This is a genomic window from Pseudonocardia sp. ICBG1034, assembly GCF_020131375.1.
GTDB classification, from domain to species: Bacteria; Actinomycetota; Actinomycetes; order Mycobacteriales; family Pseudonocardiaceae; genus Pseudonocardia; species Pseudonocardia alni.
This window is the reverse complement of the sequence record NZ_JAHLEK010000015.1, coordinates 1,001,148-1,022,082: the sequence shown is the minus strand read 5'-3', so window position 1 is coordinate 1,022,082 and position 20,935 is coordinate 1,001,148. Positions and strand designations below refer to the sequence as shown.

At 74.4% G+C, this 20,935-nt stretch carries 17 protein-coding genes; 8 read left to right on the top strand and 9 right to left on the bottom strand.

The features are described 5' to 3' along the window. Positions 1–173: 173 nt before the first annotated feature. The 4 genes from KPF22_RS06495 to KPF22_RS06480 are packed head-to-tail and all read left to right on the top strand — an operon-like array spanning position 174 to position 4,774. Positions 174–1,856 carry a serine/threonine-protein kinase gene (locus KPF22_RS06495; RefSeq protein ID WP_224401479.1) on the top strand — a complete coding sequence of 561 codons (1,683 nt, stop codon included), beginning with the start codon at positions 174–176 and terminating at the stop codon, positions 1,854–1,856. Between the two features lie 37 nt (positions 1,857–1,893). Beyond that, positions 1,894–2,697 carry a purine-nucleoside phosphorylase gene (locus KPF22_RS06490; protein ID WP_224401478.1) on the top strand — a complete coding sequence of 268 codons (804 nt, stop codon included), beginning with the start codon at positions 1,894–1,896 and terminating at the stop codon, positions 2,695–2,697. After that, positions 2,697–4,316, top strand: a complete 1,620-nt coding sequence (locus tag KPF22_RS06485) for a phospho-sugar mutase (protein WP_224401477.1) — start codon at positions 2,697–2,699, stop codon at positions 4,314–4,316. Before KPF22_RS06490 ends, KPF22_RS06485 begins: the two co-directional genes overlap by 1 nt. Then, entirely contained in the window at positions 4,313–4,774 is a 462-nt protein-coding gene (locus KPF22_RS06480) for a flavodoxin family protein (protein WP_208826259.1), read from the top strand. Before KPF22_RS06485 ends, KPF22_RS06480 begins: the two co-directional genes overlap by 4 nt. A 1-nt stretch (position 4,775) precedes the next feature. Here the strand turns inward: KPF22_RS06480 and KPF22_RS06475 are convergent, their stop codons facing one another. Together KPF22_RS06475 and upp are read right to left on the bottom strand one after the other, a co-directional pair. Further along, on the bottom strand, positions 4,776–5,525 hold the full coding sequence (locus KPF22_RS06475) for a GDSL-type esterase/lipase family protein (protein ID WP_224401476.1): 750 nt from the start codon (positions 5,523–5,525) through the stop codon (positions 4,776–4,778). Positions 5,526–5,532: 7 nt separating this feature from the next. Next, entirely contained in the window at positions 5,533–6,156 is a 624-nt protein-coding gene (upp, locus tag KPF22_RS06470) for a uracil phosphoribosyltransferase (RefSeq protein ID WP_062397653.1), read from the bottom strand. Between the two features lie 524 nt (positions 6,157–6,680). Here upp and KPF22_RS06465 point away from each other — a divergent pair. The 3 genes from KPF22_RS06465 (at position 6,681) to KPF22_RS06455 (ending at position 11,021) form a co-directional block, all read left to right on the top strand. Further along, positions 6,681–6,917 carry a hypothetical protein gene (locus KPF22_RS06465; protein ID WP_010230125.1) on the top strand — a complete coding sequence of 79 codons (237 nt, stop codon included), beginning with the start codon at positions 6,681–6,683 and terminating at the stop codon, positions 6,915–6,917. 85 nt (positions 6,918–7,002) lie between these two features. Further along, the gene (locus KPF22_RS06460) at positions 7,003–8,265 is read left to right on the top strand and encodes a primosomal protein (RefSeq protein ID WP_224401475.1); all 1,263 of its coding nucleotides are present in this window, start codon (positions 7,003–7,005) and stop codon (positions 8,263–8,265) included. A gap of 281 nt (positions 8,266–8,546) precedes the next feature. Continuing rightward, positions 8,547–11,021, top strand: coding sequence for a cytochrome P450/oxidoreductase (locus tag KPF22_RS06455; RefSeq protein WP_208826253.1), 2,475 nt, complete (start codon positions 8,547–8,549; stop codon positions 11,019–11,021). A 28-nt stretch (positions 11,022–11,049) separates the two neighbouring features. Here KPF22_RS06455 and KPF22_RS06450 read toward each other — a convergent pair whose 3' ends face one another. Both KPF22_RS06450 and KPF22_RS06445 read right to left on the bottom strand, forming a co-directional pair. After that, positions 11,050–11,607, bottom strand: a complete 558-nt coding sequence (locus tag KPF22_RS06450; protein ID WP_208826251.1) for a TetR/AcrR family transcriptional regulator — start codon at positions 11,605–11,607, stop codon at positions 11,050–11,052. Positions 11,608–11,887: 280 nt separating this feature from the next. Further along, on the bottom strand, positions 11,888–12,988 hold the full coding sequence (locus KPF22_RS06445; protein ID WP_208826248.1) for an adenosine deaminase: 1,101 nt from the start codon (positions 12,986–12,988) through the stop codon (positions 11,888–11,890). Between the two features lie 184 nt (positions 12,989–13,172). On the opposite strand from KPF22_RS06445, the gene KPF22_RS06440 reads away from it, so the two are divergent. Next, entirely contained in the window at positions 13,173–14,498 is a 1,326-nt protein-coding gene (locus KPF22_RS06440) for a PA containing protein (protein ID WP_224401474.1), read from the top strand. Between the two features lie 226 nt (positions 14,499–14,724). Here the strand turns inward: KPF22_RS06440 and murJ are convergent, their stop codons facing one another. The 5 genes from murJ to KPF22_RS06415 all read right to left on the bottom strand — a co-directional run bounded on the left by murJ (position 14,725) and on the right by KPF22_RS06415 (position 20,919). Beyond that, positions 14,725–16,701: a murein biosynthesis integral membrane protein MurJ gene (gene murJ, locus KPF22_RS06435; RefSeq protein WP_224401473.1), complete on the bottom strand. Its 1,977-nt coding sequence runs from the start codon at positions 16,699–16,701 to the stop codon at positions 14,725–14,727. 195 nt (positions 16,702–16,896) lie between these two features. Continuing rightward, positions 16,897–18,714 carry a cation acetate symporter gene (locus tag KPF22_RS06430; protein WP_224401472.1) on the bottom strand — a complete coding sequence of 606 codons (1,818 nt, stop codon included), beginning with the start codon at positions 18,712–18,714 and terminating at the stop codon, positions 16,897–16,899. Beyond that, a complete protein-coding gene (locus tag KPF22_RS06425; protein ID WP_255624230.1) occupies positions 18,711–19,076 on the bottom strand; it encodes a DUF485 domain-containing protein in 366 nt (121 codons plus the stop codon). The genes KPF22_RS06430 and KPF22_RS06425 overlap by 4 nt, the downstream gene beginning before the upstream one ends. A gap of 155 nt (positions 19,077–19,231) precedes the next feature. Next, positions 19,232–20,518, bottom strand: coding sequence for a thymidine phosphorylase (locus KPF22_RS06420; protein ID WP_062397665.1), 1,287 nt, complete (start codon positions 20,516–20,518; stop codon positions 19,232–19,234). Further along, the gene (locus KPF22_RS06415) at positions 20,515–20,919 is read right to left on the bottom strand and encodes a cytidine deaminase (protein ID WP_224401470.1); all 405 of its coding nucleotides are present in this window, start codon (positions 20,917–20,919) and stop codon (positions 20,515–20,517) included. The genes KPF22_RS06420 and KPF22_RS06415 overlap by 4 nt, the downstream gene beginning before the upstream one ends. Positions 20,920–20,935: the final 16 nt, after the last annotated feature.

Sequence of the window (20,935 nt, the reverse complement as noted above, 5' to 3'; positions counted from 1 at the left end):
AACGCCACCGGACCGTGACCGTCCGCACGCCCGGCCCGCCGCGGCGGCCGTCCGGCGTCCCGGAACGACCAGTGTCGTCACACATTGTCACCACTGTGCACCGGCGGTGACGATCCCGGCCGGGAACGGTGTGCGGGGACGGGCCGCGCGGGCACGATGGAACAATCGGCGCCGTGTCCGTTCCCGAGGGCGAGGTCCAGCGCCGACAGTTCGCCGGGCGGTACCGCGTCGACGGTCCGCTCGGGAGCGGCGCGATGGGCACCGTCTGGTCGGGTTTCGACGAGGTCCTGCACCGCCGCGTCGCGCTCAAGGAGCTGAAGATCCCCGACGGCATCCCGGCCGGGGAGAAGCTGGAGCTGCGGGAACGCATCATGCGGGAGGCCCGGGCACTCGCCGGGCTGTCGCACCCCAACGTCGTGACCGTCTTCGACGTGCTCGACTCCGGCGGCGACGAGCCGCTGGTGGTCATGGAGCTGGTGCCGTCGAAGAACCTGGCCGCGGCGATCACCGAGCTGGGCAGGCTCGACGCCGCGCAGGCCGGCGTCGTCGGGCACGGCACCGCGGCGGCGCTGCGGGCCGCGCACCGGGCCGGGATCACCCACCGCGACGTGAAGCCCGGCAACGTCCTGATCTCCGACGACGGCCGGATCAAGCTCACCGACTTCGGCATCGCCCGCAACGAGTCCGACGCGCCGATGACCTCCGCGGGTCTCGTGCTCGGCTCGCCCGCCTACATCGCGCCCGAGGTCGCCGCGGGCCAGCCGGTCACGCCGGCCGCGGACCTGTGGGGCCTCGGCGCGACGCTCTGGGCCGCCGTCGAGGGCCGCCCGCCCTACGACGTCGACGGTGACCCGGTCCGCACCATCACCGAGGTCGTCGACGGTCCCGTCCCCGCGCCGACGGTCACCGGCCCGCTCGCCGAGGTCATCGCCGGGCTGATGGTCAAGGAGCCGTCGGGCCGGATGCCGCTCGACGAGGTCCGGGCCCGGCTGCGCCCGCTGCTCGCCGACCCGGACGACCCGATCTTCCCCGGCTCCCCGGACGTGCCGACCGTGATGGCGCGGGTGCCCGCACCGACCGGCGCGGCCCCGGCACCGGCACCGCCGCGGGTCGCCGCACCGCCCCCGCCCGGCCCGGTCGGCCCCACCGGCACCGGCACCTACGGCCGCGTCCCGGTCACCGACCCCGTGCCCGCACCGCCGCCCGCCGAGCCGCCGCGCCCCCGGCAGGCCCGCCCGTCGTCGCGGGGGGCGGCGCCCGCCCGTACCGCGGCGGCCGGCCCGACCACCGTGCTCGGCGCCGTCCCGCTGGTGCTCGGCGGCGCCCTGATCGTGCTGCTCGGCGCGCTCGCCGGGTTCGCCGGGGTCCGCGCGCTGGCCGGGCAGGAACCGCTGTCGACGGTCACCGTCGCCACCGACCGGTCGCTGCGCACCACCTACCCGGACCCGCTCGGCTTCACCGTGCCGGTGCCCGACGGCTGGACCCAGTTCCGCTCGCCCGCCCCCGACGGCTCGGTCGTCGTCCGCTTCGTCAGCCCGGACGGCCGTCAGGAGCTGTCGGTCCGGGCGGCGACCTCGGTCGGGGCCGTCACCGAGGCCCTCACCCCCGAGGCGCTGGGCGTCGACCCGGTCGAGGCCGGACCGGTCGAGCAGCTGCCCGACGGCTCCAGCCAGGTCGCGCTCACCACCGGCAGCGGCAGCGCGCAGCGCAGCACGCTGATGCGCATCATTCCCGGCCGCGACCAGCTCGGCGGGGTCTGGGTACTGCAGCTGACCTCCCCCGCCGGCCGCGCCGAGGACGCCGTCGCGGGCCTGTTCGACGCCGTCGCCTCGGGCTTCCGCGCCACCCCGGGCTGAACCGGCCACGGCGCCGGCGCCCCCTAGGCTGGCGCGCATGGCCGACACCGCCGACCCCACCGCTCGTGCCCACGCCGCCGCCGCCGAGCTCGCCCGCCGCACCGGCACCGACGCCCACGACGTGGCGGTGGTCCTGGGCTCCGGCTGGCGTCCGGCCGCCGACGTCCTCGGCACCCCGGACACCGAGGTCCCGATGGCCGAGCTGCCCGGGTTCGTCGCGCCGTCCGCGGTCGGCCACGGCGGCACCGCCCGCTCGCTGCGCATCGGCGACACCCGGGTGCTGGTCCTGCTCGGGCGCACCCACCTCTACGAGGGCCACGGGATGGACCCGGTCGTGCACGGCGTCCGCACCGCCGCGGCGGCCGGTGTCCGCACGGTCGTGCTGACCAACGCGGCGGGCGGCGTCACCGAGGGCCTGTCGGTCGGGCAGCCGGTGCTGATCTCCGACCACCTCAACCTGCTGGCGCGCTCGCCGCTGCACGGCGCGCACTTCGTCGACCTCACCGACGCCTACTCCCCGCGGCTGCGCGCCGCCGCCCGCGAGCTGGACCCGTCGCTGGTCGACGGCGTCTACGCCGGGCTGCCCGGTCCGCACTTCGAGACCCCGGCCGAGATCCGGATGCTGCGCACGCTGGGTGCGGACCTGGTCGGGATGTCCACCGTCGCCGAGACGATCGCCGCCCGCGCCGCCGGGCTGGAGGTCGCCGGCATCTCGCTGGTCACCAACCTGGCCGCGGGCCTGTCCGGGCAGCCGCTGAACCACCAGGAGGTCCTCGACGCCGGCGCCGCGGCGGCGACCCGGATGGGCTCGCTGCTGCGCGACCTCGTCGGCCGCATCTGATGGTGCTCCCGGGGCCGCTGCGCGATGCGGCGCTGCGCTGGATCGCCGACGACCCCGACCCGGCCACCCGGGCCGAGCTGCAGCGCGTGCTGGCCACCGCGATGGCCGGCGGCGACGGCGCCGCGGCGGCCGGCGACGAGCTGGCCGACCGGCTGTCCGGGCCGCTGCGCTTCGGCACCGCCGGGCTGCGGGGGCCGGTGCGGGCCGGGCCGTCGGGGATGAACGTCGCCGTCGTGACCCGGGCGACCGCCGGGCTGGCCGCCCACCTGGCCCGGACCACGGGCACCGGGCGGGTCGTCGTCGGCCGGGACGCCCGGCACGGGTCGGCGGCGTTCGCCGAGGCCACCGCCCGGGTGCTGACCGGCGCCGGGTTCACCGTGACCCTGCTCGACGGCCCCGTTCCCACCCCGCTGGTGGCCTTCGCCGTGCGCCACCTCGGCGCGGTCGCCGGGATCGCCGTCACCGCCTCGCACAACCCGCCCGCGGACAACGGCTACAAGGTCTACCTCGCCGACGGCGCGCAGCTCGTGGGCCCCGACGACGCCGCCATCGAGGACGCGATCACCGCCGCCCCGCCCGCGGTGTCGGTGCCGCTCGGGCCGCTGCCGGACCCGGCGGAGGTCACCGGCGCCTACCTGGACCGGGTCGCGACGCTGTCGCGGAACACCGGGGCGCCCGCGCCGCGGATCGCGCTCACCCCGATGCACGGCGTCGGCGGCGCGACCGCGGTCGCCGCGCTCGCCCGGGCCGGGGTGCTCGACGTGGCCGTCGTCGCGAGCCAGGCCGTGCCCGACCCCGACTTCCCGACGGTCGCCTTCCCGAACCCGGAGGAGCCCGGCGCGACCGACGCGCTGCTCGCGCTGGCCGCCCGGAGCGGCGCGGACCTCGCCGTCGCGCTGGACCCGGACGCCGACCGGTGCGCGCTCGGCGTCGCCTTCGGTGACGGCTGGCGGATGCTGTCCGGCGACGAGACCGGCGTGCTGCTCGGCGACCACGTCCTGCGGACCGGGACCGCGGCGGACCCGCTGGTCGCGACGACCGTCGTGTCGTCGTCGATGCTCGCCCGGGTCGCGGCCGCCCGCGGGGCCCGCTCCGCCGAGACCCTCACCGGGTTCAAGTGGATCGTGCGGGCCGGCGACGGGCTCGTCTTCGGCTACGAGGAGGCGATCGGGCTCTGCGTCGACCCCGGCGGCGTCCGGGACAAGGACGGCGTCTCCGCCGCCGTCGTCGCCGCGGACCTGGTGCGCGGGCTCGCCGCGGCCGGGTCGTCGGTGCCGCGGCGGCTCGACGAGCTGGCCGCGGAGTTCGGCGTGCACGCCACCCGGGGTGTCTCGATCCGGATGGCCCCCGTCGAGCGCGACGCCGCCGTCGCCCGGCTGCGCGACGCACCCCCGGCCGGCTGGGAGGCCGACCGCCCGGCCCCCGACGTGCTGCGGCTGCGGCGCCCCGGGACCCGCGTGGTGATCCGCCCGTCGGGGACCGAGCCGAAGCTCAAGGCCTACCTGGAGGTCGTGGAGGACCCCACCGGCGACGTGGCCGCGGTGCCGGCGTCGCGGGCCGTCGCCGCGGAGCGTCTCGACGCGCTGTGCACGGAGGTCGACGGGATGCTCGCCGGATGAGCGCGCGCCTGCTCCTGGTCCACCACACGCCGTCCCCCGCCACCGCGGAGCTGCTCGCGGAGGTCCGCGCGGGCGCGTCCGACCCGGACATCACCGGGGTGGAGGTCGTCGCCCGCGCCGCCCTGGCCGCGACGGCGAGCGACCTGCTCGCCGCGGACGCCGTCGTCCTCGGGACGCCGGCGAACATCGGCTACATGTCCGGCGCGCTCAAGCACTTCCTCGACCAGGTCTTCTACGTCTGCGCCGACGACACCCGCGGCCTGCCCTACGGGCTGTGGGTGCACGGCGGCTCGGACACCTCCGGCGCGACCCGCTCGGTGACGACGGTGGCCGGGGCGATGGGCTGGACCGCGGCGGCCGCGCCGGTCGAGGTCGCGGGTCCCCCGGACGCCGCCGCCCGGGCCGCGTGCCGCGAGCTGGGCGCGGTCGTGGCCGCGACCGTCATGCCGGAGGGCTGAGCTACCGGCGCCCGGTGGCGGACCCGATCCCGAGGTGCGCCTCGATCCGGTCGGCCCACACCGACGCGATCGTGCGGTAGGCGCCCGGTCCGGCGTGCAGGCCGTCCGCGGTCCGCCCGGCGGGGAACAGGGTGGCGGTGTCGACGAACTCCACCGAGTGCCCGGCCGCCCGGTGCGCGGCGGCGACCCGGGGCAGGTACTCGGCCAGCCGCGCCCGCTCGGCCCGCTGTTTCGGCAGCGGCGCCCACACCCCGGCCATGATCACGTGGGTGTGCGGTGCGGCCGCGAACACGCGGTCCAGCAGCCGGTCCAGGCTCGCCGCCGTCGCCCGCGCGCTCGCGCCCTGCAGCAGGTCGTTGGTCCCGGCGTGCAGCAGCACGACGTCCGGCTGCGCGGCCAGCACCCAGCCGCCCGTCATCGGCACCATCCGGGCCGCCGTCCAGCCGGAGCGGCCCTCGTGGTCGGTGTCGGGCAGCGCGTCCGGCCCGGAGCTGCGGGAGCCGACGTAGTCGATGCGGACGCCGTCGGCGGCCAGGCGCTGCCACAGCGGGAGGCGGTAGCCGGCCGTCGCCGGGCTCCCCACCCCGACCGTCGACGACGCGCCCAGCGGCATCACCCGCACCACCCCGGGCTCGTCGACGGCGGCGGGCACCTCGGCGTCCTCCGGCCGGTCCGCCGCGGGCAGCGCCGACAGCGCGACCGCGGCCACCGTCGCCACGACCCCGGTGAGGATGCGGCGGGAGGGCCTCACAGCCGACTCAGACCGCGCCGAACTGGCGGTCCCCGGCGTCGCCGAGGCCGGGGACGATGAACGCGGAGTCGTTGAGCCGCTCGTCGATGCTGGCGGTCACCATCCGGACCGGCAGCCCGGACGCGCGCAGCCGCTCCACGCCCTCCGGCGCGGACAGCGCGCAGAGGACCGTCACGTCGTCGGCGCCGCGGCGGGTCAGCAGCTCCACGGTGTGCACCATCGAGCCGCCGGTGGCCAGCATCGGGTCGAGCACGAACACCGGCCGCCCGACGAGGCTGTCGGGCAGCGACTCCATGTAGGGCACCGGCTGGTGGGTCGTCTCGTCGCGGGCCATGCCGACGAAGCCCATCTGCGAGTCCGGGATCAGGTTCAGCGCGGCCTCGGCCATCCCCAGCCCGGCCCGCAGCACGGGGACGAGCACCGGCGGGACGGCGAGCCGGTGGCCGACCGTGCGCGAGACCGGGGTGTGGATCCGGTCCTCGGCCAGCGGCGCCGAGCGGGTGGCCTCGTAGACCAGCATCAGGGTGAGCTCGCGCAGCGCCGCCCGGAAGGTGGCGTTGTCGGTGCGGGCGTCCCGCATGGTGCTGAGCCGGGCCCGCGCGAGCGGGTGGTCGACGACGATCGTGTCCACGGGCGCACAGCCTACGGCGGCCGGGCCGCGAGGAGATCCCCCGTGAGGAGGCGCCCGGCCCACCGATCCGGTGCCGTCGCCCCGCCGGGCCGTGGGACCCGACGGCCGGACGCGCTCCGTGTCCTGCGACGATGCCGTCCCGTGACCGGCCGGACACCGGGACGTCATCCCCGGACGTTGACACGGATGCGTGTCACGGTTCACGAAGCGTGAGAAGCACGCGCTCACCGACGAGTGACACCGGGACCGGCCGGACGCACCTCCTCGCCCTCCCGGGTGAGGCCGCGGACACCCGCGCAGACCTTGCGTGACAGCCGATCCCCGAGCGGAACCGTGATCACCAACGGTGGCCGGTCGGACACGTCCGGTTCCCCGGATCGCGTGATCGACCGCGTGGAGTGCCACGATCAGCACGCGCGGTCGCCGATCTCGCGATTCACCTGACCCGAACGGGTGGTATGGCCGAAACGGTGTCACATCGAGGGCACCGCCGACGCTGTACTAGACGACAAGGAGGTGATCCGATGCCGGAGAACACGACTTCCGAGGAGCAGACGTTGATCGCTGCTGCGGAAAAGCTCACGCAGTGCGACGGATACGTTGTTCTGGCGGTGGACCCGCAGACCGGGGAGGTGGACGCGCACGGCCCGTTCGACGGGATGACGGCGACCATCAAGGCCGACCAGCTGCGACGCGACTTCGACCGGGGCGGTCTCGAGGACGTGTCCATCGGAGTGGTCCGACTGCACTCCCAGGCCTGACCCCGCACGACCGTGATCCGCCGGGCCGGCGACACCCGAGGTGGTGGGACCGGCCGGCGGAAGGACGCGACGATAGGCTCGCCCCGTGGCAAGCGACATCGTCCCGATCCGGCTCGCTCTCACCCGGGGCGACGTGGTCACCCTGTGGGCTCCCCCGTGGCGCGAGGACGGCGAGGAGTGGGAAGCCTTCCTCGGCGACGACGAGCACGTGTTCGTCTTCGACGAGGTGGCCGGTCTCGCCGCGTTCGTGCGGACCGCACCCGAGCACGACCTGACCGACCACCCCGCGTGGTCGGCGGTCCCCGGGCTCGCGGTCGGCGAGCTGACCCCCGACGCCGTCCACCGGTACGACCTGGTCGGCCTGCCGGAGCTCGCCGCCGCCGACCCGGACGCGCTGACCGTGCAGGAGCTGCACGAGACCGTCTCGATCGTCCGGTCGCTGGCCGACGTCTGCGACCTCTCCGACGTGATCGCCGCGCTCGACGGCGAGCCCACGTTCGCGCTGCTGCGCGAGGGCGAGCAGGCCTTCGCCGGACGTGACGGCGCCAAGCGCTGGACCGCGCTGTCCGAGGCGATCGCGACGCACTGGGACGGGATCGTCGACACCGTCGACGACCTCGTCGCCACCCCGGACGTCGACGCCGGGGCGCTGGACAAGGCGCGCGCCGAGGAGCAGGAGCTCCGCGACCGTGTCGCCGAGCAGCCCCTCGACGACGACGAGGCCCTCGAGGCCGCCGCGCTCGCCGCGGGCACCGAGGAGGCCGACACCGCCGAGGCGGAGCCGACCGGCTTCTGGGCCGAGGTCGGCATCGACCCGATCCGCATCGAGGTCGGCGACCGCTCCGTGGTCAGCCTGCGCTGCTACCTCGACGACAAGCCGGTCTTCCTCGGTTCCGACGGCCGGATCGACGTGTTCGGCTCCGAGCGTGCGCTGTTCCGGGCGCTGGCCGACCGGGAGCACCCCGCCGTCGCCGGGACCGACCTGACCGCGGCCGTCACCTTCGCCGAGGTGCTCGACGCGGCCGCCGTCGGCGAGCTGGACGGCGGCGTCGAGGACATGAACACCTACGTGCTGACCGGGATCGGACCCGACCTCGCCGAGGGCGTGCTCGACCTGGACCCGGTCCAGCTCGACCTGGCCTCGGAGCTGCTGACCGACGTCGGCGAGTGGGCCGGGGACCCCGAGCCCGCCGAGGTCCTCGCCGAGTCCAACAGCCTCGGCTGGCTCGTGTCGTTCGTCGTGCGGCCGGACCCGACGCGGATGGCGCCCAGCCCGCCGTTCACCCAGGAGGCGCAGTCCTGGGGCGAGCTCGTCGCCGGGCTCGAGGCCCGGCTGCGGGAGCACTAGCCCGGTCGGTCCGCGAGGGGCCTGCCCAGGGGTCGGCAGAGCCCGCCCTGCGCGACGAGGCGCCCGCCGATGTCGCCGGCTCCCACGGCTTCGGAGCCCGCGGCTGGGCGCGGGAGCACCCCGTGACTACCGGCACGGACGGTCCCGGGTCGCGACGACCTCGGAGACCCCGGGCGTCCCGGGGCGCCCCAGGGTCTGACATACGGCCAGGTATTGTCAGCGCCAGAGACCTGTGATTCGCTTATGTCGTCAGCAGTCATCTCGACAAGGTGGTCGACGGCATGCGCGTTCCCGATCAGGTCCGCACCCGAGCCCAGGCGGCGATCCCGATGCGCCGCCAGATCCAGGCGCTGCATCTGATGCAGCGGGCCAGGAGGCTGGTGGTCGGTGACGGGCAACCACGTTTCACCGAGTCCGACATCGCGGAGGTGTCCGACCTCGATCTGACCGAGATCGACGTGAGCAACCCGTTCCTGTGGCGTCAGCAGCAGTGGCTGCCCTACTTCCGTCGGCTGCGCGACGAGGCGCCCGTGCACTTCCGGGCCGACAGCGCGTTCGGGCCGTTCTGGTCGGTCACCCGGTACGACGACATCGTGCGGGTCGACAAGGACTTCGAGACCTTCTCCGCGGAACCGCAGATCGTCCTCGGTTCGCCGCCGGAGGGTCTCGACATCGAGATGTTCATCGCGATGGACCCGCCGCGCCACGACCAGCAGCGCGCAGCCGTGCAGGGTGTCGTGGCGCCCCAGAACCTCGAGGAGATGGAGGGCCTGATCCGTTCGCGTGTGCGGGAGGTCCTCGACGGGTTGCCGGTGGGAGAGCCGTTCGACTGGGTCGACCGGGTCAGCGTGGAGCTGACCGCGCGGATGCTGGCCACCCTGCTCGACTTCCCGTACGACCAGCGCCGCAAGCTGGTGCAGTGGACCGACCTGGTGGCGACGAGCGCGTCGGCGACCGGCGGCGCCAACGACACCGACGAGATCTACCGCGGCGCCGCCGAGATGGCACGCGCCTTCAGCGAGTTGTGGCACGAGAAGGCGGCTCGTCTCGCCGACGGCGACAAGCCGGGTTACGACCTCATCACGCTCATGCAGCTCTCCGAGGACACCAAGGACCTGATCCACCGTCCGATGGAGTTCCTGGGCAACCTGGTACTGCTCGTCGTGGGCGGCAACGACACCACCCGGAACTCGATGACCGGTGGCGTGCTGGCCCTCAACCAGTTCCCCGAGCAGTTCGACCGGCTGCGTGCCGAGCCGACGCTCGTGCCGAAGCTGGTCCACGAGATCCTGCGGTGGCAGACACCGCTGGCCTACATGCGCCGGGTCGCCACGCGCGACACCGTCCTCAACGGCCAGTTCATCCGCAAGGGCGACAAGGTCGTGATGTGGTACGCCTCGGCGAACCGGGACGAGCGGACGTTCGAGGACCCGGACTCGTTCATCATCGACAGGCGGAACGCACGGCACCACCTTGCGTTCGGTATCGGTCCGCACCGCTGCATGGGCAGCCGGCTCGCCGAGTTGCAGTTGCGCATCCTCTGGGAGGAGTTGCTCGCACGCTTCGACGACATCGAGGTCCTCGCCGAGCCGACCCGGGTGCAGTCGAACTTCGTACGCGGCTACAGCTCGATGATGGTGCGGCTGACGCCCACGGGCGGAGAGCGGCGCGGCGACGGTCCCTACCGCTCCGCCCTGGCCGCCGAGCGGACGACCGCCCCGGCTGCGGTGTCGTCCGGCCCGTCCGTCTCCGAGCCCACCCCCACCTCGACGCCCACGTCGTCGTCCCGGGTCGGGCGGGCCACATCGGGCGGCGCCGGCCTCCTGGATCTGCAGGTCACGACCCGCCGCGAGGTGGCCGAAGGGGTTGTCGAGCTGACCCTCACCGACCCCACCGGCGCCGCACTGCCGGCCTGGGCACCCGGTGCCCACATCGACGTGGTCCTGGACCGCGGGCTGACACGGCAGTACTCCTTGTGCGGCGACCCTGCGCCGGGCTCCCCCTGGAGGGTGGCGGTGCTGCGCGAACCGCAGAGTCGCGGAGGGTCGGCGTACGTGCACGACACGCTGGATGTGGGGCACACGCTGCGTGTCCGGGGTCCCCGCAACCACTTCGCCCTCGAACCGTCGCCTCGCTACCAGTTCATCGCCGGCGGCATCGGCATCACCCCCATCCGTGCCATGGTCGAGTCCGCCCGCTCCGACGGCGCCGACTGGCACCTGCTGTACGGCGGCCGGTCCCGGGCGTCGATGGCCTTCCTCGACGAGCTCGAGGACGACGATCGGGTGACCGTGTGGCCCCAGGACGAGCGCGGGTTGCTCGACCTCGACTCGGTCCTGGGCACCCCGCGGGCCGACACCCTCGTCTACTGCTGCGGTCCGGGCGCACTCCTCGACGCGGTGGAGGACATGTGCGGCACCTGGCCCCGGGACAGCCTGCATCTGGAACGGTTCGTGGCCGCGGTGGTCGACCCGACCACGGGAGGGCTGGACACGTTCGAGGTCGAATGCGCCGCCTCGGGGGTCACCGTGGACGTCGCTCGAGGCACGTCGGTCTTCGACGCGCTGGAGCAGGCCGGTGTGGCCGTGATGGGCTCCTGCATGGAGGGCATCTGCGGCACCTGCGAGGCCGACGTCGTCGAGGGCACCCCCGATCACCGCGACGCGGTGCTCTCGCGGGCCGAGCGGGAGCGGGGCGAGGTCATGATGACGTGCGTGTCACGTGCGCTGACCCAGCGCCTGGTCCTGGACCTCTGAGACGGCTGCCGCCCGGAAAGGCCGGGATTCAGGCGAACCCGCGCACCACGTGCCTGATCCGGTCCACGGCCTGGTCGACCTCCACGGTCGGTTGCAGCAGATGGCTGAGGACGAGCCGGACCACGGTGTCGACCATGGCCTCGGGGGCGGCCGCACCGAGCTGGGAGCCGAGGGCCTGCACGGCGTTGCCGAGCACGGCGTCCGGATGCACGGCGACCAGCTCCAGAAGACCGTGGTCGTGGCCGGGACGCAGGACCGCGGCGAGGACCGCGTTCTCCCGACCGTGGTCGAGCGCGTGGCGCGCCGCCGCGGCGATCGCGTCCTCCAGCGAGTCGGGATGGGCTGCCAGTCCCTCCTGCACCCGCGCCAGGAACCGTTCCACCTCACGGTCCACCACGGCGCGGCCGAGTTCGGCCTTGGTACCGACCTCCTTGTGCAGGCTCTGCCGCGGCACTCCGGAGCGCTGGGCGACCTTGGTGATGCTGAGCCGGTCCCAGCCCTCCTCGGTGATCAGCTCGACCGAGGCGTCCAGCACCCTCTCGAGCCGCAACGCGCGCAGTTCGGCGTAGAAGGCAGGAGCACTCATGCGACGAGCGTAGGACAGCGGTGACGCGCGACGCCGCACCCTCGGGCAGGCCCGGACACCGGAGGACGGCCGCCCGGCGGCGCCCGACCACCACCTGAGCTGCGACGCCGCCGTGCAGCCCGTGGGACCCGGTGGCGGCGTGCCCGCTCACGGGTCCACGGCCGTCGGTGGTCCGTCGCAGCTCGCACCCGAGGGCTGCAGATCCGCACTCGATGCAGGGACCGCCGGGCCACCACGATCATGTCCATCGGGACGAGCAGCGTCGGCCGGGCCGGCACGACTAGCGCGACAAGACCTCGTAGCCGGGCTTGATGACGTCCTCGATCAGGGCCAGACGCTCGTCGAACCCGATGAACGCGGACTTCATCGCGTTGACGGTGAACCAGCGCAGGGTGTCCCAGCCGTAGCCGAAGGTCTCGGCCAGGTCGTACATCTCGCTGGTCATCGTGCAGCCGGACATCAGCCGGTTGTCGGTGTTGACCGTGACGCGGAACCGCAGGTCGGTGAGCAGCCCGATGGGATGCTCGGCCAGCGACGACGCGGCGCCGGTGTGCACGTTCGAGGTCGGGCACATCTCCAGCGGGATGCGGCTGTCGCGGACCCAGGCGGCGAGGCGGCCCAGGTGCGGGCCGTCGTCGGTGACGGTGATGTCGTCGACGATCCGGACGCCGTGTCCGAGCCGGTCGGCGCCGCACCACTGCACGGCCTCCCAGATCGACGGCAGCCCGAACGCCTCACCGGCGTGGATGGTGACGTGGGCGTTCTGCTGACGGACGTACTCGAACGCGTCGAGGTGGCGGGTGGGCGGGAACCCCTTCTCGGCGCCGGCGATGTCGAACCCGACCACGCCGGAGTCGCGGTGGCGCACGGCCAGCTCGGCGATCTCCCGGGACCGGGCGGCGTGCCGCATCGCGGTGAGCAGGGTGCCGACCCGGATGGTGTTCCCGGCCGCCGCGGCGCGGGCGGTGCCGATCCGGAACCCGTCGAGGACGGCCGCGATGACGGCGTCGAGGTCCAGACCGCCCTCGACGTGCAGCTCGGGGGCGAAACGCACCTCGGCGTAGACGACACCGTCGGCGGCCAGGTCCTCGGCGGCCTCGGCCGCGACCCGGGTCAGCGCCTCGCGGGTCTGCAGCACGGCGACGGTGTGCCCGAAGGTCTCGAGGTAGCGGACCAGCGAGCCGGAGTGGGCGGCACCGAGGAACCAGGCCGCGAGCTCGCCGGGGTCGGTGGTGGGGAGCTTGTCGTAGCCGTACTCGCGGGCCAGGTCGACGACGGTCCCGACCCGCAGGCCGCCGTCGAGGTGGTCGTGCAGGAGCACCTTGGGGGCACGGCGGACGGCCTCGCGGGTGACCGGGACGGGAGCGGTGGGATCTGCCACTCGGGCACGGTACCGAGCGGCGTGGCGCGCGACGACCGGCGCCCGGACCTGCCATGATCGACCCGATCCGGGTGCGGAGACATGCCCCGGACGGCCCAACGCAACACCGTCCGTCGACCCTCGTACGGCGGTCGCTACCCTCTGGGCACTCCCCACTTGGCTCAGAGGAAGCGCAGCAGGTGCCATGAGCGACACTTCGAACCTCTCGTTCGACCGGATGCGCGGCATGCTCATGCGAGCGGCCGAGATCCGTGACAGCGAACAGCAGCAGATCTTCGACTCCCTCGACGAGATCCACGCCCGGCTGGCGGCCCTGGACGCCATCGGCACCGTGCGCAAGAAGCTCACCGAACTCCCCGACCGGACCGAGCTGAACGTCCTGGCCGAGCGCCTCGACGAGACCGTGTCCAAGCTGGACAACACCGAGATCGTGCTCGGCGCGATCACCCGGGCCATCGAGTCCCTGCCGGACAAGCTGGCCAAGCCGATCGCCCAGCTCGACGGGCGGCTCGACGGCATGGGCGGGCGCCTCGAGGGCGTCTCGGGCCGGATGGACGGCCTGGACGACCGCCTGGGCGGCCTGCACAAGCGCCTCGACGACCTCGACAACCGCCTCGACCGGCACGAGATGCGGCTCGACGCGATGCCGAACGCCGTCGCCTCCCCGATCAAGGAGCGTGTCGACGGCGTCGAGCGTCAGGTGCGCGAACAGCTCGACGCGGCCGTGCACTCCTTCGAGGAGACCGGCGAGGGCCTGCGCAACCTGCTGGGCGACACCTCGGTGGGCCTGCACCGCCGCCTGGAGGATCTGGCCCAGCGCCCCGCCGTCGACCCGGCCCCGGCGTTCGACGCCCTCACCGAGCGGCTGGAGGCCCTCTCCGCCCGTCTGGAGGAGGTCGGCACCCGGCTCGACTCGGTCGAGTCCGGTCTCGACGGCAAGCTGACCGACCTGGACGGGTCGGTCAAGGAGCGGGTCGGCAAGCTCGGCGGGTCCCTGAAGGACCGCCTGGGCGAGCTCGACGGCTCGGTCACCGAGCGGCTGTCGTCGCTGTCGGAGGCCGTGGACGGCCGGTTCGACGCGCTCGGCGAGAGCGTCGACGGGAAGCTCGACAAGCTGACCGGCGACGTCGACGGCCGCCTCGACAAGCTGACCGGGGAGGTCGACAGCCGCCTGGAGAAGCTGTCCGGCGACGTCTCGACGCTCTCCGCGGGCGTCGACGACCGGCTCGCCGGCCTCGACACCGTGCTGCGCGACCGTCCGGACACCGGCTCGGTCACCGACCTGGTCACCAAGGCCAACGCCGAGTCCGAGCGCCGCAACGCCAGCCAGCTCGACGAGGCCATGGCGACGTTCGCGGAGCTGATCATGGGCCGGGGTGGGCAGTACGCCCAGCAGGCCCCGCCGCCCCCGCCCCGCCCGGCCCAGCGCCGCGGCCGGGCCAAGGTCGCGGTGAAGAGCCAGAACGGTGCCTCCGCCGCCGACCTGGTCGGCGACGACCCGGACGACTGAGCCGCCGGCCCGCCACGACACCGCGCACGCCGCGTCCCGCACCCCGGGGCGCGGCGTGCGTGCGTCCGGGCCCGGCACACCGGGTGGGCCGATCGGCCGGTGACACCCGGCCGCGACGGCCCCACCATCTCCGCACCGCTGCCGGTGGACGGAGGTCGTCGTGGATCCTGCCCTCAGCTTCTACCGGAGCCCCAGCTCGATCAGCTTCACGCTGCTCGGCCCGTGGTCAGCGGCGGGCGAGGCGGCGGAAGACGGCGTCGAGCTCGGACACCTTCAGCACCCGCATCCCGGCGACGGCCAGCGGCAGCGCGATCAGCGCGCCCCCGACCAGCAGGGTCCAGGCGCGGGCCACGTCCGGCCAGTCCGCCAGCACCGGGCCCAGCAGCCGGGTGAGACCCCAGGCGACGGCGGCGGCGACCGCGGAGGCGGACGCGACCTTGGCCAGGCACACCAGGACCTCGCCGGAGCGGGCCCGCCCGAGGCGGCGGCGCAGCAACCACTGCCCGAGCACCGCGCCCCCGACGAACGAGAGCCCGTTGGCCGCGGCCAGACCGAGCACGACCTGCTCCGGCGGGAGCAGCAGCGGGCAGGCGAGCAGCAGCGGGATCTTGACCCCGACCATGCCGACCTGGATGAGCGTCGGTGTGCGGGAGTCGGTCATCGCGTAGAACACGCGCATCTGCAGCATCGTCACCGCGTAGGGCAGCAGCCCGAACGCCGACCAGGCCACGGCCTGGCCGAGCCGCTCGGCACCGGTACCGCTGCCGGCGCCGACGGAGAACAGCGCAGTACCCAGGGACGGGCCGAACGCCGTCATCACGGCCGCGATCGGCACGAGCCCTACGGTGGACAGGCGCGCGCCGAGCGAGAGGTCGGTGACGACCTGGTCGACGTCGCCCTTCGCCGCGGCCCGGCTCATCCGCGGCATCAGCGCGGTCAGCAGCGACACCCCGAGCACCCCGTACGGGACCTGCAGCAGCAGCCACGCGTTCATGTAGGTCGCGACCGACCCCTCGGACGCCGACGCGGCGACCCGGGTGGTGACGATGTAGCCGGCCTGCCCGACCAACACGTAGGCGACGATCCACAGCGCCATCCCGCCGGCCAGCGACAGCCGCGGGTCCCAGCCCCACACCGGGCGGTAGCGGAACCCGATCCGGCGCATGAACGGGATCAGCACCAGTGCCTGGACGACGATGCCGAGCGTCGTCCCGACCCCCAGCACCAGCAGTTTCGGGTCGCCCATCCGGACCGGGTCGACCGAGATCTCCCCCGGCACGAGCACGTAGACGACGAGCACGCCGAGCAGCACGACGTTGTTGAGCACCGGCGCCCAGGCGAACGGCCCGAACACCTGTTTCGAGTTCAGGACCGCGCCGAGCAGCGCGCCGATGCCGTAGAAGAAGATCTGCGGCAGCAGCAGCCAGGCGAACGCCGTGGCCAGGGCCGGGTTGGCCTGCCCGGTGTCGCCCGAGCCGAGGTAGAGCCTGGTCAGCAGCGGGGCGGCGGCCATCGCGATCAGGGTCGCGACCAGCAACGCGGCCCCGACGACGGTGAGCAGACGCCGGGTGAAGCGTTCGCCGCCGTCGGCGTCCTCGGCCTGGGCGCGGACCAGCACCGGGATCATCACGCTGGTCAGGACCCCGCCGAGCAGCAGCTCGTAGACGATGTTCGGCAGCGTGTTCGAGATCGTGTAGGAGTCGTTGACGACCGCGAAGCCGAGCACCGCGACCAGCGCGAGGTTCCGGACGAAGCCGGTGAGCCTGCTGACCAGGCTGGCGATCGCGATCATGCCGGAGGAGCGGACGAGCGAGCCGGTGCGCTCCGTGCCGCCGGACGGTGTGGTCCCGGCGGGGTCGTCCCCGGACGTCCCCGGGGCCGGTGCTCCGCCGTCCCCGGGCGCCTCGCCCGCCGGAGCGGTGCCGTGCGACGGCGTCCCCGGGCCCGCGGCGGCGCCGTCCGGGCACGCCGGGGGTGTGGGACGGCCGGGTGACGGGTCGGCCACCGGTCCCAGCGGGGTGGTCGGCTCCCCCGGGTCGGGGATCCGGCCGGACCCGAGCGGACGGGTCACCTCGGCGGCCCCCTCCGGGGGCGTCCGCGGGGTCCGCCGGGGGTCGGTGCCCATCACCGGTCGGGGCAGCGGCTGGTGCCGCACCACCGCGGGGTGGGGCGCCCGCTCCGCCGCTCGTCGGTCCTCACGCATCGTGGTCCATCGTGCCGGATCGGAATCGTCGTGCCGACGCCCGCCCGGCACCGCGCCGTCACCCACCGGTGGGCGCACCGGCCCGGCGTCACGGCGCAGCGGCGGGCGTGTCACGGATCCGCCCGTCCCGGCGGCCCCCGCTGGCCACGGCCCGGCTCCGGCCGGCGGGCGCCGACCGGGGACCGGGGACGCGGCTCAGCGGGACGGCGTGCCGGGCCCGGGCCGCTCCCGCCCCGGGCGCAACTGCGGGTCCCGGTGGCCCGCAGGACCGTCGGGGCGCCGGTGGGCACCGTGACCGGCGGGAGCCGGGTGGACTCCGTGACCGGGGGAGACCGGGGTCACGCCGTGACCGGCAGGTGCCGGGCGGGCACCGTGGCCGGTCGGGAGCGGCGCCGGCGGGTCCTCGGGAACCGCACGCTGCAGTCCAGCCCCGGTCAGCGCCCGGACCGACATCTGCGCGTGCCCGGCGGCGTCGGGGCGTTCGCGGCCCAGCACCGAGCCGAGGTAGCCGAGCAGGAAGCCCGCCGGGACCGACACCAGGCCCGGGTTCGCCAGCGGGAACCACGCGAAGTCGAGGTCGGGCAGCATCGCCGTCGGCGACCCGGACACCGCGGGCGAGAACACGATGAGTGTCAGCGTGACGGTGAGGCCGCCGTACATGCTCCACAGGGCGCCGGTCGTGGTGAACCCCTTCCAGAACAGCGAGTACAGCAGCGTCGGCAGGTTCGCCGAGGCGGCCATCGCGAAGGTCAGGGCCGCCAGGAACGCGATGTTCTGGCCGTTGGCCAGGATGCCCCCGGCGATGCCGACGAGCCCGATGACGACGGTGGTCAACCGGGCGACGCGGACCTCCTCGGCCGCGGTGGCCTGGCCGCGGCGCAGCAGCTGGGCGTACACGTCGTGGGCGAACGCGGCCGCGGCGGTGATCATCAGACCGGCCACGACCGCGAGGATCGTCGCGAAGGCGACCGCCGAGACCATCGCCAGCATCACCGGCCCGCCGATCTGCAGTGCCAGCAGCGGCGCCGCCGAGTTCACCCCGCCGGGGGCGGCGAGGATCGCCTCCGGCCCGACCAGCGCCGTGGCGCCGTAGCCGAGCGCCAGCACCAGCAGGAAGAACGCGCCGATCAGCCAGATCGCCCACACGACCGACTTCCGGGCCTGCCGGGCGTCGGGGACGGTGTAGAAGCGCATGAGGATGTGCGGGAGCCCGGCCACACCGAGGACGCCACCGACGGCCAGTGACAGCAGGTCGAGGTTGGCTGTCAGGCCACCGCCGTACAGCAGCCCCGGGGACAGCACCGCCTCGCCGCGCGGGTGGTTCGCGACGGCCGCGGTCAGCAGCGCGGGCAGGCTCAGACCGGTCGTGCCGAGCACGAACGCGGCCATGATCATCCCGGTCGCCAGCAGCAGGACCGCCTTCACGATCTGGATCCAGGTCGCGCCGCTCATCCCGCCGATCAGCACGTACCCGATGACCACGGCCCCGACTCCGGCGATCATCGCGGACTGCCCGGCGCGGTCGGTGATGTTCAGCAGCAGCGCGAGCAGGCCGCCCGCGCCCGCGAGCTGGCCGAGCAGGTACAGCGTGGAGATCACCACCGCCGAGGTCGCGGCGGCCGCGCGCACCGGGCGCTGCCGCAACCGGTAGCTGAGGACGTCGGCCATCGTGTAGCGACCGGTGTTGCGCAGCATCTCGGCGACGAAGAACAGCGCCACCAGCCAGGCGACGAAGGCGACGACGGCGTAGAGGAACCCGTCGGGACCGGCGACGGCGACCGCGCCGACGATGCCGAGGAACGTCGCGGCCGACAGGAAGTCCCCGGACAGGGCCAGGCCGTTCTCCGGACCGGTGAAGCCGCTGCCCGCGGTGTAGTAGTCCCGGGCCGCCGACGAGCGCCGCCGCACCCGCAGCACCAGGACGAAGGCCAGGAGGATGAACGACGAGAAGACCAGGATGTTGAGCAGCGGGTCCCCGGGGGCCGGGGACGCGGCCGCGACGACGGCGGTCACCGGTGGCCCCGCTCGAGACGCTCACGGATCTCGTCGGCGAGCGGGTCGAGCCGGCGGCCGGCGTACCGGACGTACAGCGCGGTGATCGCGAACGTCGTGACGAACTGCCCGATGGCCAGCACCAGCACCAGCGTGAGGTCGCCGAGCACCCGGGTGCCGAGCAGACCGGGCGCCCAGGCGCTGAGCCCCACGAACAGGAACAGCCAGCCCAGGAAGCCCGCGGTCGCCGGCAGCACGAAGCGCAGCAGGCGCGCGCGGAGCTCGCGGAAGTCCTCGCTCGCCTCGGCCGCGGTCCAGACGTCGGGGCCCGCCGTCACCCCCGCGCGGTCCGGTGACACGGGGGCGTGGCTGGGGGACGGCATCGTCGCCGGCGAACGGTTCACACTGTACGTAACGGACGGATGCCCCTAGAGTTACGTTCTGTCACGAATGCGACGCGCGGACGCAGGAAGATCTGTCACGTCCCGTCAGGCACCTGCCGCCGTTCGGGGTCGCGTGCGACCCCGAACGGGCCGGGTCAGCCGCCCCGGCGCACGTCGAGGACGAGGTCCCGCTCGGGCGGCGGGTCCGTGGTGATCATCAGCGCCGCGCCGGCGAGCAGCCGGCGGGCCGCGGGGAGCCGGGCGTCGTCGTCGGTGTGCAGCTCGGCGAGCGGGGTGCCGGGACGGACCTCGTCGCCCGGGTCCACCAGCAGCCGGACCCCGGCCCCGGCCTGCACCGGGTCCTCCTTGCGGGCGCGCCCGGCGCCGAGCTTCCAGGCCGCGGTGCCGACGGCGAGCGCGTCGGCCCCGGCGAAGATCCCGGACCGCTCGGCGACGACCGTCTCGACGTGCGTGGCCACCGGCAGCGGCGCGGACGGGTCCCCGCCCTGCGCGGCGATCATCCGTTCCCACACGTCGTACGCGGCACCGGAGGCGAGCACGGCGGCCGGGTCGGCGTCGGGCAGACCGGCGAGGGCGAGCATCTCCGTGGCCAGCGCGACGGTGAGCGACACCAGGTCGGCCGGTCCCCCGCCACGCAGCACCTCGACCGACTCGGCGACCTCCAGGGCGTTGCCGACGCAGCGGCCCAGCGGGCGGGACATGTCGGTGAGCAGCGCGGTGGTCGGGAGGCCGTGGGCGGCCCCGATCGCGGTCATCGCGTCGGCGAGCTCCCCGGCGCGCGGCAGGGTCTTCATGAACGCGCCGGACCCCACCTTCACGTCGAGGACCAGCCCGCCGGTGCCCTCGGCGAGCTTCTTGCTCATGATCGAGCTGGCGATCAGCGGGACGGACTCGACGGTGCCGGTGACGTCGCGCAGTGCGTAGAGCCGCTTGTCGGCGGGGGCGAGCGTGGGCGTCGTCGCGCAGACGACCGCGCCGACCTCCCGCAGCTGCGCGGTGATCTCGTCGGTGGTCAGCGAGGCGCGCCAGCCGGGGATGGCCTCCAGCTTGTCCAGGGTGCCGCCGGTGTGGCCGAGCCCGCGGCCGGACAGCTGCGGCACCGCCGCCCCGCAGGCCGCGACGAGCGGCGCCAGCGGCAGCGTGATCTTGTCCCCGACGCCGCCGGTGGAGTGCTTGTCGACCAGCGGGCGTCCGACGTCGCCGAAGTCGAGGACCTCGCCGGAGTCGATCATCGCCTGGGTCCAGTGCGCGATCTCGCCGGGCTCCATGCCGTTGAGCAGGATCGCCATGGCCAGCGCGGCCATCTGCTCGTCGGCGACCTCGCCGCGGGTGTAGGCGTCGACCACCCAGTCGATCTGGGCCTTCGACAGCGTGCGGCAGTCGCGTTTGGCCGCGATGACCTCGACCGCGGAGAAGCTCACGGGAGGTCCTCCGGGCCGAACGCGTCGGGCAGCACCTCGGTGAACGGCAGCACCCCGCGCGGGGTGTCGCAGAGCAGGGCGGCGCCGCCGAACTCGTGGAGCACCTGGCGGCAGCGTCCGCACGGCATGAGCAGGTCGCCGTCGCCGGAGCGGCAGGCGACCGCGAGCAGCCGTCCGCCGCCGGAGAGACGCAGCTGCCCGGCGAGGGTCACCTCGGCGCAGACGCCGAGGCCGTAGGAGGCGTTCTCGACGTTGCAGCCGGTGACCACCCGCCCGTCGTCGACGAGTGCGGCCGCGCCGACGTGCAGCCGGGAGTACGGCGCGTACGCCCAGGCCGCGGCCTGCACCGCGGCGGCCCGCAGGGCGTCCCAGTCCGGGACCGGTGCGTCGGGCCGCACCATGTCCGCACCCGCTCCG

What these genes read in the sequence shown, in the direction of transcription:
- KPF22_RS06490 (WP_224401478.1), top strand. Translation starts at nt 1,894, where the DNA reads ATGGCCGACACCGCCGACCCCACCGCTCGTGCCCACGCCGCCGCCGCC.
- KPF22_RS06485 (WP_224401477.1), top strand. Translation starts at nt 2,697, where the DNA reads ATGGTGCTCCCGGGGCCGCTGCGCGATGCGGCGCTGCGCTGGATCGCC.
- KPF22_RS06480 (WP_208826259.1), top strand. Translation starts at nt 4,313, where the DNA reads ATGAGCGCGCGCCTGCTCCTGGTCCACCACACGCCGTCCCCCGCCACC.
- KPF22_RS06465 (WP_010230125.1), top strand. Translation starts at nt 6,681, where the DNA reads ATGCCGGAGAACACGACTTCCGAGGAGCAGACGTTGATCGCTGCTGCG.
- KPF22_RS06455 (WP_208826253.1), top strand. Translation starts at nt 8,547, where the DNA reads ATGCGCGTTCCCGATCAGGTCCGCACCCGAGCCCAGGCGGCGATCCCG.
- KPF22_RS06450 (WP_208826251.1), bottom strand. Translation starts at nt 11,607, where the DNA reads ATGAGTGCTCCTGCCTTCTACGCCGAACTGCGCGCGTTGCGGCTCGAG.
- KPF22_RS06440 (WP_224401474.1), top strand. Translation starts at nt 13,173, where the DNA reads ATGAGCGACACTTCGAACCTCTCGTTCGACCGGATGCGCGGCATGCTC.
- murJ (WP_224401473.1), bottom strand. Translation starts at nt 16,701, where the DNA reads ATGCGTGAGGACCGACGAGCGGCGGAGCGGGCGCCCCACCCCGCGGTG.
- KPF22_RS06425 (WP_255624230.1), bottom strand. Translation starts at nt 19,076, where the DNA reads ATGCCGTCCCCCAGCCACGCCCCCGTGTCACCGGACCGCGCGGGGGTG.
- KPF22_RS06415 (WP_224401470.1), bottom strand. Translation starts at nt 20,919, where the DNA reads ATGGTGCGGCCCGACGCACCGGTCCCGGACTGGGACGCCCTGCGGGCC.